Source organism: aff. Roholtiella sp. LEGE 12411 (assembly GCF_015206995.1).
Taxonomy (GTDB): Bacteria; Cyanobacteriota; Cyanobacteriia; order Cyanobacteriales; family Nostocaceae; genus Komarekiella.
The window spans coordinates 13084-30674 of sequence record NZ_JADEXR010000039.1; the positions used below are offsets into that span (position 1 = coordinate 13084).

At 40.9% G+C, this 17591-nt stretch carries 11 protein-coding genes; 1 reads left to right on the forward strand and 10 read right to left on the reverse strand.

Annotated features, from left to right (window positions below):
* Positions 1 to 351 precede the first annotated feature (351 nt).
* On the forward strand, positions 352 to 1884 hold the full coding sequence (locus tag IQ246_RS11440) for a right-handed parallel beta-helix repeat-containing protein (protein ID WP_194003042.1): 1533 nt from the start codon (positions 352 to 354) through the stop codon (positions 1882 to 1884).
* A 223-nt stretch (positions 1885 to 2107) separates the two neighbouring features.
* On the opposite strand, the gene IQ246_RS11445 is transcribed toward IQ246_RS11440, so the two are convergent.
* The 10 genes from IQ246_RS11445 to IQ246_RS11490 form a co-directional block, all read right to left on the reverse strand.
* Complete coding sequence (locus IQ246_RS11445) at positions 2108 to 2575, reverse strand: AAC(3) family N-acetyltransferase (RefSeq protein ID WP_194003044.1); 468 nt, start codon at positions 2573 to 2575, stop codon at positions 2108 to 2110.
* A gap of 8 nt (positions 2576 to 2583) precedes the next feature.
* On the reverse strand, positions 2584 to 5439 hold the full coding sequence (locus tag IQ246_RS11450) for an NHLP bacteriocin export ABC transporter permease/ATPase subunit (protein WP_194003104.1): 2856 nt from the start codon (positions 5437 to 5439) through the stop codon (positions 2584 to 2586).
* 239 nt (positions 5440 to 5678) lie between these two features.
* A complete protein-coding gene (locus IQ246_RS11455; RefSeq protein WP_194003106.1) occupies positions 5679 to 7922 on the reverse strand; it encodes an NHLP family bacteriocin export ABC transporter peptidase/permease/ATPase subunit in 2244 nt (747 codons plus the stop codon).
* A complete protein-coding gene (locus tag IQ246_RS11460; protein WP_194003046.1) occupies positions 7909 to 9525 on the reverse strand; it encodes an NHLP bacteriocin system secretion protein in 1617 nt (538 codons plus the stop codon). The genes IQ246_RS11455 and IQ246_RS11460 overlap by 14 nt, the downstream gene beginning before the upstream one ends.
* Positions 9526 to 9719: 194 nt before the next feature.
* Positions 9720 to 10604, reverse strand: coding sequence for a GNAT family N-acetyltransferase (locus IQ246_RS11465; RefSeq protein ID WP_194003048.1), 885 nt, complete (start codon positions 10602 to 10604; stop codon positions 9720 to 9722).
* Between the two features lie 26 nt (positions 10605 to 10630).
* The gene (locus tag IQ246_RS11470; protein ID WP_194003050.1) at positions 10631 to 11326 is read right to left on the reverse strand and encodes a hypothetical protein; all 696 of its coding nucleotides are present in this window, start codon (positions 11324 to 11326) and stop codon (positions 10631 to 10633) included.
* 227 nt (positions 11327 to 11553) lie between these two features.
* A complete protein-coding gene (locus IQ246_RS11475; protein WP_194003052.1) occupies positions 11554 to 12087 on the reverse strand; it encodes an aspartyl/asparaginyl beta-hydroxylase domain-containing protein in 534 nt (177 codons plus the stop codon).
* A gap of 225 nt (positions 12088 to 12312) precedes the next feature.
* The gene (locus IQ246_RS11480) at positions 12313 to 12606 is read right to left on the reverse strand and encodes a Nif11-like leader peptide family RiPP precursor (protein ID WP_194003054.1); all 294 of its coding nucleotides are present in this window, start codon (positions 12604 to 12606) and stop codon (positions 12313 to 12315) included.
* Positions 12607 to 13018: 412 nt separating this feature from the next.
* Positions 13019 to 16384 carry a type 2 lanthipeptide synthetase LanM family protein gene (locus tag IQ246_RS11485; protein WP_244141999.1) on the reverse strand — a complete coding sequence of 1122 codons (3366 nt, stop codon included), beginning with the start codon at positions 16382 to 16384 and terminating at the stop codon, positions 13019 to 13021.
* Positions 16385 to 17002: 618 nt separating this feature from the next.
* Positions 17003 to 17572: a Uma2 family endonuclease gene (locus tag IQ246_RS11490; protein ID WP_194003058.1), complete on the reverse strand. Its 570-nt coding sequence runs from the start codon at positions 17570 to 17572 to the stop codon at positions 17003 to 17005.
* Between the last annotated feature and the right edge of the window lie 19 nt (positions 17573 to 17591).

Here is a 17591-nt window from a genome sequence, read left to right on the forward strand (position 1 = left end):
AGGGAATTTAAAAAGTATAAACTTTAGTCAATTACTTAATCACATACGTGTATTTGCTAGCTTACTTAAGCATATTATACCTTTTTCTTAAAATCACAAATAGTTAATATAAAGTTAATATGTGGAAATATCAGCTTTTGCTGAAGAAAAAGTAAAGTTTATTAGCACAATTGACCAATTAGGCCAAGCGACCTTACGGGTAATCTGAGTTTTAGCGTCAATACACAAAATGTTGTCATTCCTAGCTGCTTCTCACAAAATCTCAGTAATTTTGCTGTATACAGCTATGCCATCTATGTTTATTCTTTCCTTGTAGGATTCCACAAAGTTCCCTTGTTTTGCCCTGTTAATATGACTACCAAGAAAAATCTTAACTTCTGTAACCCTTCCTCGGTTCTTCTTTTAATTTCGACCCTTTTATCTACTCTCTTCTTAAAATCTTGTTGGGTAGACTCTAAATTTTTTGGCACATCCGCTAGTGTAAATGCGGTAGAGGTTTCAGGTAAACTAGCTCTTAATTCAGGAACTAGCTACTACGTTTCACCAAATGGTAGTGATAATAATCCAGGTACAAAAGATAAACCCTGGAAAACCATTAGCTATGCAGTCAGCGAAAAATCTCCTGTCAAGCCAGGTTACACTGTTTTAGTTCAGCCTGGGACTTACACTGAGCTAATCACCCTTGATAAATCGGGTAATAGTGAGTCGGGTAATATTACACTCAAAGCCAACGGTAAGGTTATATTGCGTGACCCTGACTCCATTAATGGTGGCTTTGGGGAAGGAGTTATTCAGTCAAATGGCAAGGGTTATTGGGTTATTGATGGCTTCCGCATTGAAAAGACATCCTGGGCTGGAATCTCTTTGCGTAATGCCAACAACATAACTGTTAAAAACAACTATACTTATGAGACTGGTGCTTCGGGCATTATTATTCTGCCTGGAAACTACTATGGTGGTGGAGATCTCGAAGTCAGCAGTAAAGATATCAAGGTGTTGAATAACACTGTTGAAAGAGCCAATTGGAGATGGCAGGGTAACAGTTCTACAGTTGGTACACAGGAAGCATTGAGTATCTGGGGAGTTAATGGCTTTGAAGTAGGAAATAATACCCTAAAAGAAAGTAATCGCGAAGGGATTGACATCAAAGTGGGTTCTCGGAATGGCTCAGTCCACAACAATAAAGTCAGTGGCGCAGCAAAAATTTCTGGTACACCTAAAGGCTATAAAGGTGGTGCTGCCATTTACATTGATGGCAACCGTGCTGATATCTTTAACATTGATATCTACAACAACACTGTCTTCGGAAATACTGCTGATGCAATTGTCATTGCAGATGAGGTTCCTAATCAAGGCGATGTATCTAATATCCGAGTTTACAACAATGTTATCCATGGGAATGGACGTATGGGAGTGAATGGTGGTCACGGAATTCTCATTGGTCGAAATGTTCGTAACCTTGAGATTGTCAATAATACTATTGCTAAGAATGTTCAAGCCATTTCTATTGATGGTGCGTATTATACTGGCGGCTATAAGCCTCATGACATTTTAGTTCGCAACAATGTTTTTGCCGATAGTACCTATCGAAATGGGTATATTCAAGATGTTAAAAGCCTGAGATGGGATCACAATTTATTCACAAATAAGTTTGCAAATCTTTATGAAGGGGGTAGTAGAATTGAGAACTCGACAGTTTGGAATAATACTAAGGTTCAGTCGATTGGATTTGTCAACTTAAATACAAATGATTTCCGTCTTGCATCTGGTTCATTAGCAATTGATATTGGTTCCTCAGAACTTGGCGTATATGCACAGTTTGATAAGAACGGTGTGCAACGAAATAAAGGTACTGGAATTGATATAGGTGCTTATGAATATTAAAATTCTTCCGTAAGTAAGGGCACAGCAATGCTGTGCCCCTTGTGGTCTATTTACCTGAAAATAGCTGTAAATATAAGATGAACAGAGGACTTTCAGATTCAAGGTGTAACTATCAGAATGGAGTTTGGTAATTTCCTGATAACCTTTATCAGCTCATAAGCTTGTTGATAAAGCTCTCGTTTCCCTGGTAATCTGAATGCTCTTGAGCGAATGAGGATATTTTCTACTTTCCGTACTGTTCGACTACAAAGTCAACAGCACATCTGAGGGGGAACAGCCTAGTGTGGGCGTCACCAACTTGAGAAGCTTTAACATGATTTGCTTGTTCAAAAGCTGCCCCAATTTCAACAAAACAGTCTGTGTCAAACTCAATGTCGCTGTATTGTTTCCACTTTCGCTGCTTTGCTTCCAGAATAGGTGCTCCTTTTAGAACTTGCGTTGCGCCAACAGTGCGGTACTCCGCTAAATGAAAGCAGGTGTTTTGATCATAGGCGACTCCCAATAACAACACCCAAGCGTTCAAGTCATACAGGCGAGCTAAGGGAGATCCTTCACCCAATGAGTTGTCTAGGGAGTGACCTTGGACAATTACGTCTGCGTACTGTCCCCATGCGGCAAACGAAACCGTGGGATGGGAACTCCGCAGCACATCAGGCCAATCGCCTTCATTTTCTTTCCATGCTTTTGGCACTCAAGTAACTACGCCATTTGCCGAGCCATTAACTGGGCAAATAAACCTTCAACAGCAGCTAGTTCCTGAAAAGTTCCCTGTTGTACAACCCTCCCAGCCTCGAATACGTAGATGCGGTGAGCGTTACGGATGGTACTTAGTCTATGGGCGATCGCTATTCTGGTAACTTGTAATTTATCTAAACTTTCACTAACAATCGCCTGAGTTCGATTATCTAGCGCACTAGTAGCCTCATCGAATAATAAAATTCGGGGTTTTAATGCCAAAGCGCGAGCAATCAGCAGTCGCTGGCGTTGTCCCCCAGAAATATTTCCCCCGCCTTCACTAACTACGGTGTGCATTTGCATGGGCATGGCAGTGATATCATCAGCAAAACCGGCAGAACGAGATGCTTCCCAGGCCTCTTCTAGGGTAATCTGTGCGCCTGCGGCTATATTCTCGAAGATGGAAGCTGAAGTCAATTGGCTATTTTGTAAAACCACGCCAAATTGTCGGCGGACTGCATCCACATCTAATCCAGATAGGTCTTGACCATCGTAGTAAATTGCACCTGATTCTGGAGTCTCAAAGCCTAACAGCAACCTTAACATAGTCGATTTACCGCTACCCGAACTACCAACTAGGGCAATAAATTCTCCTGGTTCTGCATAGAGACTAATATCATCCAGTGTGATTTGTCCATCTTGACGGTAGCGGAAAGTAACATGGTCTACAACAATTCGCCCTTGGAGTTTGCCAGGATCAGCTTTGCTAAGGTTGACTTCTGGGATGCTGGCTAAAATTGGCTGGGTACGTTTCCACTGGGGGATGACTTGTAAAACTTCGGTAACTGTGTTGCTGAGGTTTGTAGCGCCTTGAATAAAACTACCAAAAGCCGCATTGAAGGCTAAAAAAGTACCCAATGATAAGCCGATAGTCCCTGCACTTTTGGAATCTTCCAGTAGTTGACTCGTAAACCAGAATAGTACTCCATTGGTAAGTAACGGCATCACTGCGTTAAACAGTGCGACAGCATCTTCTACTTGTTGTGTCTTTAATTCCAGCTTGATTTGTTGACTGTAGTTTTTACTCCAAAAGGCAAAAGCCCGTTCCTGTGCGCCTGCGATATGCAGTTTAGAAATACCGTTGATTAGCTGTACTGTCTGTCCAAAAATATTTCCCCTCACTTCCAGTAGGGGGCGTACCTGACGCAGCAGCAGCAACCCAGAAATTGTGGTAACGGCGATCGCAATTATTGCCACGGCAACGGCAACTAAGGCGAGTTTGGAATTGTAGTAAAATAATTGACCAAGATAAAACAGTGTAAACAAACTGCTGAATAAATTGATCAGGGTTCTACCACCCAACTGGCGGCGAATTGCACTCACGGAAGTCACACGAGAAAGTAAGTCTCCTGTGGTGTATTGACGGAAAAATGATACTGGTAAATTCAGCAGTCTGTCCCAGGTTGCAGCTTGGGTAGAAGCATCGCCAGCACTTTCTATCCGCAGCAACGCAAACCCCTGGGTTATCTGAAATAAACCTGTACCGCCAGCTGCAACCAGTAGCCCTAAGCCAATTTGCATTAATAAGCCGCGATCGCTATCTGGTATAGCATTGTCCATGATCATCGCCGTGGCTTGGGGGGTAAACATTCCTAACAATGTCACCGCAATACCCGTAAACAAAATTGTCAATACATCCTTAGCCCGTCCTTTCAGGGCAAATTGGACTAAAGTTAAAGCTTTAAATGCCTGTTCGGGCAAAGACCGATAAAACATATAAGCTATGGGAGAGACGGTTGAGGCTATGCGCTCATCCACTTGCACACGCGTCTGTGCCACTGGGTCGAATATTTCATAAGCAGTAGCAGAAACTGGTAGTAGTGCTACTGGTTGATTGTCTTGAGTGTAAGCGATCAAAGACCCGCAATCCTTCTCCCACCAATTATCTCGCAACAGCACTTGCCGCATCCGAATTCGGGAGGCGCGGACAATGGCTTCCAATGGTTCTTTGACTCGCTTGAGATTTTCCGAACGCGCCGGCGGACGAATTTTTACTCCCATAGTTCGGCCCACTGCACCAGCCGCTACTAGTAAAGGCGTACCATCTTGGAAAACATCGATCGCTTGCTGATTCAGGGTTGATGCTAGTTCGCCGAGAGCCTCCACTGTAACTTGACGGTTGAGATTTTGGCGATCGCGCCAGCGAATTAGTTCTGCTGCCGTTTCTTGCTGGTCTAAAATATCAATACAGTGTAAAATTTGAATATTAAACTGGGATATTCCTCTGCAAATAATATCTGCGTTGTCAAGATCACAAGTAGTAATAGTGGCAAATTGCACAGTATCTACAGCTTCTAGCCAGATTTGATCGCTGACTGGGAAAGTAGCTGTGGAACTACTTAGGGTAACTTGCTCAAACCCCAGAAAGTTAAGAGTTCCCGCTTTGATTTGTAACCAACTGACAACACCGGCTTCCGGTTGACAAGTTTGACCATTGGAGAGGGAAAATCTTCCACTTGCGCCTGTTTTAATTTGAATTGCAGGGGTGGGGACTTGGGAGAATGTACTACTAACTTGCCTGACCCAAGATTCTACCAAAGCGTTAGTAATTACATCACCGAAAGATTCTCGATGTAGCTGTAGCAACTCTGTCGCACCTATTGGCACTGCTAAAATCTGACGAACAGAACTAGCATCTGTCCCAAACAGTGCTTCACCTGGATGTATACTACACAGATAACGGCGAGTACCTGCAATCACCCCATTGCACAGTGTGACTGCAAACAATGCCACAGAGCCAGACTGAACCACCCAAACCCGAAAAGGGTCATTTAAAAGTATTGGTTCATTACCGTTAACTTGGTAGAGTTGCCCACCCATCGTTCCCTCACTCTGATTAAAAATCAAAAATAGTTATTTGGAATTGTGAATTATAAAAAGGCGTTGCACAAACAAAGTTACCCAGAACCCTTGTAGAGACGTAGCACTGCTACGTCTCTACGTCTCTACTGCTACGTCTCTACTTTTTCGGAGATGTCTAATGCGGGTATTGAAATCTCAAAACCCTCAATCCCTCTGCGACTCTGGGTGAGAAAAATCATCTGACAGATATGCAGCACCTATAAAATCGCCTCCCCTTCTGTCCGAATTAACCGCGAGTAAGCCCCCTCAATCTGCCACAATTGTTGATGAGTACCGCGTTGTACCACCTTTCCGCGCTCTAAAACAATGATTTCATCGCAGTCACGGATAGTACTTAAACGGTGTGCCACAATAATACAAGTGCAACCCCGCCGCCGCAGATTCTCATCAATGATTTTCTCCGTCTCTGCGTCTAAGGCACTAGTAGCTTCATCCATTACCAGGATTGAGGGGTTGTTCACCAAAGCACGAGCAATTTCTAACCTTTGTCGCTGTCCGCCGCTTAAATTGGCTGCACCCTCGATTAATTCGGCATCAAAACCTCCAGACATAGAAAGAACGACATCTTCAATAGCTGCATCTTTACAAGCTTTCATCAAGCTATTGTCTGGGACGGTAGAATCCCAAAGGGTTAAATTGTCTCTCACCGTTCCGCCAAATAGCAGGATATCTTGCTCTACCATAGCGACAGAGTTGGTCAGCAAATGCTGGGGAATCTGTTCTCTAGATGTACCATCAAACAGAATTTCCCCCGTCCATGGTTGGTAGAGTCCACTAATGAGTTTGGCGATGGTAGACTTACCAGAACCACTCCCACCTACCAAAGCAACTCGCTGTCCTGGCTTAATAGATAGGTGAAAGTTTTCTATCAGTGGAGATTCTAGGCGACTGTAGCCAAAGGTAATATCTCGCAATTCCACATACCCCTGCAATTTGCATTGAGAATTGGGGGTTGGGAAAGAATCCTTTTCTCCATTTCCCCTAATCTCCTCAATCGGGTGGTTTAGTACATCATCCAAGCGGACTAAATTACCTTCCAACTCTTGCAGAGTTGTCCCGAAGTTGACAAGATTGTTGACTGGTTCTTGAAAACTGTGGGTTAAAGCTTGAAAGGCTATTAACATACCGATACTCAGATGTCCATCCATCACCCGCAATCCACCAACTACTAATAACAACATTGAGGAAACGGCTGATAAAAGTACGGGTAAGACAGAAAATATTTGGTTTGTTGTCCCCAGTTCCTGCTGGGAATTAATTGCTTTGGTATAATAACCAGACCAGCGAGCAAAGAAATCTGATTCTAAACCAGATGCTTTGATAGTTTCTATACTTTGCAAAGCACCTATAGAAACACCAGCAGCTTTACCATATTCCTGCATGAGTCGCTGATTCGCATCGACGCGCTGGCGGGAAATTGACTGTAGGGTGAGGACGTTGATGGCAGCAAAAATCACCATGATTAAGGTTAGTACCCAGTCATATTGCACCATGACTAAGGCATAAAAAATTACCATGATGGCATCAATGATCGTAGTTGCCAATTTTCCTGAAAGCACATTAGCAACTTCGTCATTGAGATGAGTGCGATCGCTAATTTCTCCAGCAAAGCGTTGGGCGTAGAAACTCGCAGGTAGGCGGAGAATATGCCAGAGAAAGCGGCTAGACATCCCAATAGCCAGCTTAATCTTCAGCCGTCGCAGATACTTTAACCGCAGTAATGTGAGCGCTCCTTGGAGTACAGTTGTAATTGCCATTACTAACAGCAACGGACGTAACCATTGCTGCCTTTGCTGCACTAGAATATCATCTACAAACACCTGGGTTAACACTGGCACTGCCAATCCGACCAGTGTTAAGAGAAAACCCGCAATTAGACAGTAAACTAAAGCACCAAAAGCTCCTCGCAACCGTTCCCACAGAGATACAGCAATACTAGTTTTGCGTCCACCTTTGACGAACTCTTTACCGGGTTCCATGACTAGAACTACCCCAGTGTACCCCTCGTCAAATTCTTGGTGTGACACGGTACGCGGCCCAGTTCCAGGGTCATTGAGATAAACTCGTTTTTTGCCAAATCCTTCTACAACGATGAAGTGGTTGAAATGCCAAAAAACAATATAGGGAGGGCGCAAGGCTTGTAACTGCTTGAGTTCCCTTTTCAAGCCTTTACCTTCGAGTCCGTACCTTCTGGCTGCTTTGATCATATTGGATGCTTTGCTGCCATCGCGGGAGACACCACACTCTCGACGCAGTTCAGTTAAGGGTACAATGCGATCGTAGTAACCAAGAATAATCCCCAAAGCCGCTGCACCGCATTCCACAGCTTCCATTTGCAAAACCGTGGGCGTTTTAAATCGGATATCCCTACTAGGCAGTAGTTTTACTAAGTACTGCCAAGCAGAAATCGGTGTTGCTAAGGTAAAATCAATAGACACCAGTAAAAGACCTCAGAATAGGAAAGACATAGGTGATGGGAGCGCGTTCTTCCACCTTGACCCGCACAACGGTAGTAGTTCCAGAAGAGATTTCCATTCGGGGGCCAGTGGAAGAAGACCACTTGTAGCCGCTAAAAGTTTGAGAATCTAGTTCTAGGTCAGCGTATACTTGGATAACTCCGTCTTGCTTATCGGATACCAAGCCTGATACTAGTTCTGCATTACCCACAACGCTAGCAGCAGCCTCTTTAGTGGTAGGAAATCCAGAGACGCTAGTTGTAGTACCGACAATGCCGCCAAAGCGTTCCCGTTTGACCGTTTGCGGGGTAACTTGCAGGCTCATCCCCGTTTGAATCTTCTTTCCTTCAGCCACTGGAAAATAGGTGATGCTAACTAACTTTCCGGCTGAATTTTCCGCATCGATATTCCCTAAGCGGATACCGGCGTTGATTACTTGTCCAGGAGTCACAGTTATTTCCAGAATTCTTCCTGAATATGGACTGATAATCTCACTGTTATTGCTAAGTTCTAGTTGTAGTCTGGCAATTTCTCGTTTCACTTCTTGAATTTCGTTTTTTCTGCCAGTTGAATCTTGCAAGTTTTGTTTAGCAAGATTTGCTTCTCGGCTATCCAAATCTTTTAAGCTAGCACGCTGTTGGGAAATTTCATTCAGGTTTTTCAGATAAGATTCTTGAGCATTAGTTTCTTCCACTTCTAGTTTTGTTAATTCAGCAATATTGGTCGCGATTTCATTTTGAGTATTGATATATCTTTCTTGTGTATCGCTGTCTTTGACTTTTAGTTCTTTACGCTCAGTTTCTAATTGAGCAATTTCCTCAACTTTTTTGAAATATTCATTTTGAAAATCATAAAATTGGTATTGTGTAATTACTTTTTCTTGTAATAAACCTTTATAAGCTTCTACTTTTTCTTTGAGAACTTTCAATTGAGCTTGAGCCGCTTGAATACGTTTAGTCAGACTTTGAGATTGCTGAGTGAGCGATTCTTGACTTCTTTGTTTGAGTACAGGAGTTAAAGCTTGCAATTCTCTAATTCTTTGCTGAACTTGCAGGCGTTGTTTTTGAATTGATTCTTGACTTCTTTTCCTGAGTACAGGAGTCAAAGCTTGTAGCTCTTGTATGCGTGTAATAGCATTTTGGCGTTGTTGCTGAATAGTATTTTTCTCACTCGCGCTTCCCTGCCCTTGAAGTAAGCTGACTGCTTGGTCTTGTGTCGTCAGTTCTGTAAATTTAGTCTGCTGTTGTTGCAGTTGCTTGCGGAGTTGCGCTTGGTCAAGGGTTCCTAGTATTTGTCCTTTTTTAACTACATCCCCAACTTTAATATTGAGAGCAACTAACTGTCCTGAACTTTTTGATTCTAAGGGTACAACTTTCCGCGGAAAAATGAGTACCCCTTTACCCTCAATAGTCATGGGGATGCGTCCATAAATACTCCAAACCAGACCGATGACGACAAAAGAACCCATAGCAACTAAAGGTAGCCAGCTTCTGGGGCTGACTACCTGCATGAGTTGGTCTAGTCTTTCAGGAGAAGATAGACGTTCTACGGATTCTTTGCGGAAAAGGGCGCGTTTTTGGTCTAACATTATGAGTGCAGTAATGATAGTTTTTGAATCTTTTCAGGCATAGTAATAATTATTTTCATAAGCAGCTTTAAAATATCGGAATCAACATATTTATTACAGTTTTTCCTAAAATAGTAGCGTTTTCAAATGCACATATACACAAATTTTTGCCAACTTAAATTTGCTATGAATTAAGAAAATGCTGTACTTAGTTTTTATTGCAATAATTTAAAAGTTCCTCTTGTTTCAGTAACAGAAATTAAATAAGGAGCCAACCGATGCTTAACAAATTTAACCATAGACTCATGTTCTAGGGGAACAGTCCAGATTCCATTAGGAATATTAGCTTGGAATTGACGTTTAGATGCCTCAGCATATAAGGAAATAATCCGCCCCATTTTTTGCAAATCCTTCCTCACAAAACTACAGGTATAGAGAATGGTGTCTGGAGAAATTCGATGGTTAATAACCCATCCCACTACGTGCGCTTGGTAACGCAAACCTAAGCTGTTTATCGGTTCCAAATTTTCTTCATGTAGAAATGGAATCAAATCCTTCGGAATCCACGGTTCAATTTTTTGTTGTTCTTGGATTGCTTGTCTCTCTTGTGGAGTGATTTCTATCCAAGGAAAGATGCTGTATTCAGAAGGCAAGCGGCTGTATTTTTTCATCCAAGGCGCTTGTATTATTGTCTCTGCTTTCCCTTTGCACACCAACATTCGGGTTTCAGGAGTTGTCCAGTGGCGTTTCTGGAGCATATGTTCCAAAGCCGGTGTTGTGGTTTTTCCACTCATGTACACCAACTCAGCTTGTTTACAACCCCTGACTTGTAACTCTTGTTCTAAACGGGTAAGTAAAGTTGTTCCAATACCAGCACCACGGTGTGGAGGTGCAACAAATATCGAGAGTACCTCAACAAATTCACCTCCTGGAAAAACCTTACCTAAAGCCAAACCAATAGGCTTTTCTTCTTCGCAAGCACCGATAGCAACTAGAGAGTTATTTGAGTTTAAATTATGCAGATTGGGGCGTAGTTTTGGAAAAGTAAATTGCTCATAAGTCAATGCGTTTGAGTCATTTAAAATATCGACTGTATACATAGATACTTAACTCCTAGCTATCTGATTCACCAATATAGTTGCCAAGTTTGACCGCACAAAACACCATGTCCTTGAAGCGTAATTCTTTGATCATCCGATTGAAGATTTTTTCCTGGAGCCATTTGATGAGCTATATGCCCAGAATGCAAAGCAAGCCAACCTAATTTGTAGGGATTAAAAGTTTTTTGGCGAGAGTGAATTAATTGACTCATTGCTGCCGGAGAAAGTCCTATTATTTCTTCATGCCTTATATCCCATACATTCAAACCACCGCCATTCTTCGGCAGTGCAATAGCCAGAGTGAAAGAAATTGGTTGGGATAAATTGATAACTTCCGTTGTTTCCCAATCGACTTCCTGGTACTGCAAATCAAAGTGAATGGGGGCAATTGGCTGTTCAAACATTTTGTGAGATAAGAAAATATGAAAACCCGGTATTGCCAAATTTTTTTGGTAGTTTATGAATGCTTTCAATTGTTCAGCTAGGGCAGATGATAACCGCTCATAAAGCCATCTAAACCGACTGTAAAGTATCAGATTATAGTGCTTCGCCTTGTCATAATAGTCTGCTTTAGATAAGACTGCATCTATATAACTGGCTGCACCTAGCTTATAGGCGGGCATATTCAATTGTGGTTGCAGCCACAACTCTTTCATTTCATGAATTCCTGCTTGTACTTCTAAGCATTCCTGTTCTGTGAGCAATTCAATCTCAGTAATCATAATAATACCTTTTCAATATCACCGATATAGTTTCCAAGAACTTTGGCAGAATAACCCATGTTCTTGTAATGTAATTCATTCTTCATCTGGCTGAATATTTGTTCAAAAAATAACTTATTGAGGTCTATGTCCTCGATACAAAATAATTCTGCCCAGCTTTTATGGGGAAAATATCTTGTTTTGATAACTAAGAAGCTAGGTAGTTTTTAGTTAGAATTAGTCAGGTATTATATCTGAGTAATTTCTGACAAATACCTTTCTTCAAAAGAATTTACAACGTTGGTGTTTTTGAAATCAATTAGTAAGACTATTCTCGGAAAATTACTCTTATTCCAGGCTTCATGCTCAACGGTATCATCAAAAATTAAACATTTACCTTCCTGCCAGTTTAGCGTTTGATTACCTACTCGAATGCCACAGTTATCGGGCACAATTAGACCTAAATGAGAGCGGAGTACAGCTTTTGAGTATCCTATGTGAGGAAGAATATGAGTTCCTGGTGCTAAACAGGAAAAACCTGCTGTAGTCATTCCTGGAATAGACTCTACTAACTCGGCTGTTTCTGGACATAAGTGGCAGTTCCCTTCCAATTTCTTCTCGAAAGCATACAGCCCAAAAACTTCCCAGCCTTTGTTATACAAAAACTTCTCATGCCAAGGAGTAAAATGGTTTTGTTGCAATCGATTTAACTCTTCTTTAATGAGCAGCCAATTTGACTCTAGAGCATCTAGAAATTTAAAATCTGTGGTCTTATAAAACATGATTTCTGAGATTATTTTATTCTCGCGCTTCGACTGTCCTTTGTTCAATAGTCTAGAGTCCAAGCTAACCTTTGACTCTGGACTATTGACAACCTAAGAGCGAAATATACAATTTAAATGCATAACAGCTTATCAGAGCGGGAGAAAAGCCTAGTATAGTGACTTTAACTAGAGATATTCACCCGCTATGATATGCAAATTAGGGAGACTAGTATTTACGACCTACTAACAAATACTACCCCAGCATTTTTTGGTTGCTACACAAACAGTAAAGCCACTAGCTTGACCTCCAGCTACGGCTTCTAATTCAGCGTCATTTAACTCCGATTCTGATTCTTGACGTCTTTGATTAATCAACGCTTCAACCTCATCAGCAGTGAAGCTGTAGCCATTTTCTTGACCTATTCTTACTGCCATTTCACTAAAGTTATCTTTGTTTTCACTAGACCCTAACTGCTGTTGCAGTTGCTCGTTATTTTGAACAAAAATGTAAAACTGCTCTAAATTTTGCTTACTCATGATTCCTCAATCCTCATTGTGAATAATGTCATTTTATAGCTGTGCAGACACCAATATTTTTGAAGCTTGCCTCGCTGTATTTGTTCTGTAAGCTATGTTCAAAGAGTAACTTAGTATAGTTATTTAGTTCAATCACATTTTTTTAGATACAACTAACAATTTTTTAGTTTTTACTTACTAAGTGCGATGAAAAAAATATGTAAATACATTGATATTTATACTAAAGTTTTTATATAGTTAGTTATTTTAAATGACTGCCAAAATCAGATATTTAATCAGCAAAAAATTGGTGGCAAAGCCATATATACCAGACTTATTTTAGAAATCGGGTATCTTACTCTAAGTTAAACAAACAAATAATAACCTTGCGAATAAAATTCACGGTTATTTTACTCAATTGAAAACTGCTATTTTATTCCCAAAGCAGCATGGAAGGCATGGTTTCTGGGTAGGCTAACCGTAGCATCTGGTAGCCAATACCAGCAGTACCTTGGAAGAAACACGGTCTAAACACAGATTTAGGCAAATTATCAAATAGTTCATAACCTCCTGTTTGCACCGCCCGTTGCACTGTCATAGCTGCTAGTTCTTGAGCAGGTTGATACCATTGGGGATTATTAAGCTTTTGTGCCGCTACCAACATGACTTCCACACGCCCCAAATTACCGCAGCAGAGTTGGTCTATATTTTGCCAACCATTATTGACAGTAGTCTGCAATGCTACTTCTATGTCTTTGAGAATTTCTTCTGTCTGATAAATTGGCAAACTACCCAATCGTCCTAAAGCGATACCAGGGGAGCCATGACACCAAGTTGTCCAAAAAACAGGTGGTGAGCCAGGGTTATAAATGGGAGTGATTTCGCGCCAGTTACCAGAGGTAGGGTAGAAAAATTTGTTTTCATAGGCGATCGCATCACGAGCTGCATCTAAATAAGCATTATTCTGCGTCACTGCATAAAGTCGCAACAGTGAATAGGCGATACCAGCCGCACCATGAGAGTAACCAGTCAAAGGTTTAGAAGTTGTAGTTTTTAGGGTATAGGCTTCGTGACAATACTTTAGCAAGTGCTGACCGCAATCCACTGATCGCTGCAAAACTGCTGTATTTTCTGTTTTTTGATACAGTGCTAATAGTCCTAAAATTGCTCCTGCTGCTCCCCCTATAATGTCAAACTTGCGATCAGATGCGATCGTTGTGGATGTCATCAGGCTAGCAACTCGCTCCGCATCTTCACACAGCTGCGGTAACTTCAAGAATTGGCTGATTTTCACCAGACAATAAATGATAGAACCTAGTCCTGTAGCGCCACCAATGCCAATATCTAAAGCAAACTTTTGGGCAGTCACGGCATCAGATGTTTGTAACGATGTTTGTAACGATTGTATGGCTCTCAAGCTTAAATCGCGGAAGTGACTGTTGCCTGTGAGATGAGCTAAAGCTGCTAAAAATAAAGCAATACCGCAATTGCCATCATAAAAAGTATTACCTAAAGGTTGAAGTTGAAACCGCTCGGCGCTGAGAATATAAGTTAAACTAATCCAACTCAGGCTGCCATCAGCGCCACTGATAGCTTGTTTCTGAATTTCGCTGGCTATATTCTGTGCTTGTTGTAGCAACTGTTCAGATGTCAACAAGGAAGCTGGATAGTCTCCCAATTCCTCCAATTCCGAGTTACCCAGAGCAGTTTGCAGAGTCCGCGCCTCTCTGGCATAAAATGCTAACTGGATAATCCCCACTTGTTGTGCCAAGTCTGCGTCATCTAACTTTTGCAGCCTAGCCTGAACTTGACACAAGCAGGAATCCTGAAAATACTCAGGTATAACTTGCCCTTGCCCAATAGGGAGAGCATCACCACTAATAGGAGCGCTAAAGTAGGGAATATCTAACTGCCCCATTGCCCTTAATTCTGCTGACAAAATTGCCCAAGCTAATGGCTTTTCATCTGTCCTTAGAAAATACTTACTTAAAATGTCTATTTTTATGCTCCAGGAAAGCCCGTTTTGCAGACATTCTGGAGTCGTAGCCTTTTCAAGAACCATACCATAAATTTTTGTGGTGCGGAAGATGAATCGCACCTGCTGGGAACCAAATGCAGCTAGAGGATTATCGCTTGTTAGTAGCGCTTCTCTTTGTCTGATGAGGAAGCGATACATTTGCTCAAACCCCATGACTAACTCATCAATGTAGTTATTGGGCGACAAAGTTACCCCGTCCAAAATAGGTATATTTGCTGCAAGAGGTCTGTTACTTTTCTCGTATCCTTTGTGCATATCATCGGTGTTGATAAATCTCCACACTGGCATCGGTACTGGTATAGGTTGAATATCAACACTGCCCAGCCCACTAAGATCGTAGGCAACAGAATTATCGTTAGCAAATTCCCACATCGGCAGTAGCCCTGTGCGAAGGACTGAATCAAAGAGTTGATTTGTTGCCACTGAAGCAGCTGTTTCGTCTGTAATATTTGCCATCAATTTTGCTTCGTGGTGCATGACAGTTTCCATATCAATCAGCACCAAATGTTCGCCACAGGCAATTAAATTTTCATGGTGACAATCATTTCCTCCCAAAACATATAGCAGACATAACAACATCCCTGCCCGTATATAAAAACGCTGTGCTGCTGCCTCATCCTCGCAGGGCAAATGTTCAGCATATTCCACCCACCCGTAGCTTTCTCGATTCAAGATTTTCAGGACTTTAAAGGGTAAGTGAGGATTGTCAATACCCTGTTCTCTTGCAAAGGTGAATTGTTGATTACACCATTCTAAAAAATCACAAAACTTTACTTCAAATCCTAAACTTTTTGGTTTGTATATTAGCTTGAAACCAAATTCAAAAATTAGAGCAATAACTGAGCGGTTTTGATTATGTGGATCAGATAAATTAAATTCAATTTCTACTACGTTGCCTAGTTGATTACTTGAAATAGCTTGTGTTTCTAGAGATTGTATATCCGAAAACACATGATTAATTTTTAATAAATCATTATTTAATCTCTCTATGAATTCTCCAGACGCTTCTACCCAGAAATCAATAATTGTGGTTATAAATCTAGCTAATACAGGATATTTTTGGAAAAATTCTAGTAATCCATCAGACAAGAGCTTATCTACAAAAGCATTGTATTGGGATTTGCTAGATGTGCCTGTTTTCTTTTTTATGACTAAGTTTAGTAAGTTTTGTCCCAAAGGACGAGAATGAGAAAATTCAAACTCTAAAGTTTTCGCAGTAATATTAAACAGTCTATCCAGTAAAGCTTTCTCTAAATTGAGATAGGCTGATTCACTGAGTTGGTATAATAATAAATTTTCAGCAGATATTGAGGATAAACCCAGAAGTTTGAGTAATTTCTGTCGCGCTACAGAAACCAGAGGGAGTAGTATATCTTCAAAAGGATAAGGATTTGCTACATCAATCGGACTTGGTGATATATTTTCGCAGTTAAATGATGATGCAGTTTGGATAATTTCAGTTAAAGTACTTGCCCATTTTGGTAAAGATTCTTCATCCAAATTTGGTTCTGTTCCGAGTATCTGACGCACCTTTTGAAGAGTTAAATCATCCCACTCTAGACGCTGCTGAAATTTTTCCCAATCGCCCTGTGCAATAACTTTACACCAATCGGACAAACGTTTGTCTACTTCCTGTTCATTGACTGGATGTGTATGACTTATATGGTTATCGCTGAGTCGTTCAAATATAAACGTGGCTTTGTTAACAATTTCCTTGACATCAGCTTCTGTTACTGCTTTTTGAGATTGAGTTGCTATCATGTTATCAATTTCCATCAAATATTTTACTACAACTCGAAAGATACAAAAATGCGCCACTTACCGTCAGCGATCGCTTCTAATTCAGCGTCGTTGAGTTCCTCTTATATAGAAATTGTTTCTAAAATCTCAGCAGTAGTAGCTTCCGATTATTCTTGAGTGAAAGAATATCTTGCTGTTGGTAATAAAGTTCCACATTCTTCAATCGGACAGCTTGATCTGTAGTTACTTGCTAAGAGAAATCTCTGGCGCTTTTAAGAGACATATAATTTTATCCGATTAATACCTAATACATTAGGCTAAACCAGCGCCAACTACACTGCACTATTTTTGTGTTAGACTCACAAATTTTTAGTTGCTTGCTTGAGCAGTCTATGAGAAAGTAGAGTGACTAGCCCTTTCAAGGTGATTCGTAAAATAAGATTGTTTTTTCTCAGCGCTCTCCGTGTCTGGGGCGGTTCAAAGTAATTTATCTAACCGCAGAGGCGCAGAGAACACAGAGGTAAGAAATAAAAAGGGGATTTTTTGAGCCATATTTAGCTTCAGGAATTTCAATTTCTATTTTGTTTGCTGGTAAAATTTTGGTCGTGATGTGTAAAGCTGATTGCATTATTTTTCATCTTATGCTGTTAGTACATCTTCATAAATATCTGACATTGTGAGGGTTAACCCTACGGAATTTAGTTCTAGATAATCCCCCTTACCTAAAGTTTGCATTGACCAATTTTCTTGATTATCTTGATGATAAACTTCTACTTTGATTTCATCTTGGGAAACTAATACATATTCCTGTAAAGTTTCTAAAGTTCGGTAATTAACAAGTTTTTCTCGTCTGTCTGTTGTTTCTGTACTGGGTGATAGTACCTCTACAATTAAGCAAGGATAATTTAATAAAAAGCGGTCTTGGTCTTGGGGGTTGCAGGTGACAATGACATCAGGATAGTAAAATATATTCTTGGCTTGATTAGCTAGTTCTATCCTCACTTTCATGTCAGCCATGAAGGCGCTACAGGAACCACCCCGCAAATGAGAACGTAAGCGTGAGTAAATATTCCCAGCTATCAAATTGTGTTCCTTACTACCACCGGACATTGCGAAAATTTGACCACTGAGGTATTCATGGCGAATCTCACTCTTATTTTCTAATTGGAGGTATTCTTCAATAGTGAGAAAGTTTACAGGGGATTGCATGATTTTTCCCTCAACAATT

Bases quoted from the DNA above. Each gene is read 5' to 3' on its own strand.
- IQ246_RS11440 (WP_194003042.1), top strand. From the start codon at position 352: ATGACTACCAAGAAAAATCTTAACTTCTGTAACCCTTCCTCGGTTCTT.
- IQ246_RS11450 (WP_194003104.1), bottom strand. From the start codon at position 5,439: ATGGGTGGGCAACTCTACCAAGTTAACGGTAATGAACCAATACTTTTA.
- IQ246_RS11460 (WP_194003046.1), bottom strand. From the start codon at position 9,525: ATGTTAGACCAAAAACGCGCCCTTTTCCGCAAAGAATCCGTAGAACGT.
- IQ246_RS11465 (WP_194003048.1), bottom strand. From the start codon at position 10,604: ATGTATACAGTCGATATTTTAAATGACTCAAACGCATTGACTTATGAG.
- IQ246_RS11470 (WP_194003050.1), bottom strand. From the start codon at position 11,326: ATGATTACTGAGATTGAATTGCTCACAGAACAGGAATGCTTAGAAGTA.
- IQ246_RS11475 (WP_194003052.1), bottom strand. From the start codon at position 12,087: ATGTTTTATAAGACCACAGATTTTAAATTTCTAGATGCTCTAGAGTCA.
- IQ246_RS11480 (WP_194003054.1), bottom strand. From the start codon at position 12,606: ATGAGTAAGCAAAATTTAGAGCAGTTTTACATTTTTGTTCAAAATAAC.
- IQ246_RS11485 (WP_244141999.1), bottom strand. From the start codon at position 16,384: ATGATAGCAACTCAATCTCAAAAAGCAGTAACAGAAGCTGATGTCAAG.
- IQ246_RS11490 (WP_194003058.1), bottom strand. From the start codon at position 17,572: ATGCAATCCCCTGTAAACTTTCTCACTATTGAAGAATACCTCCAATTA.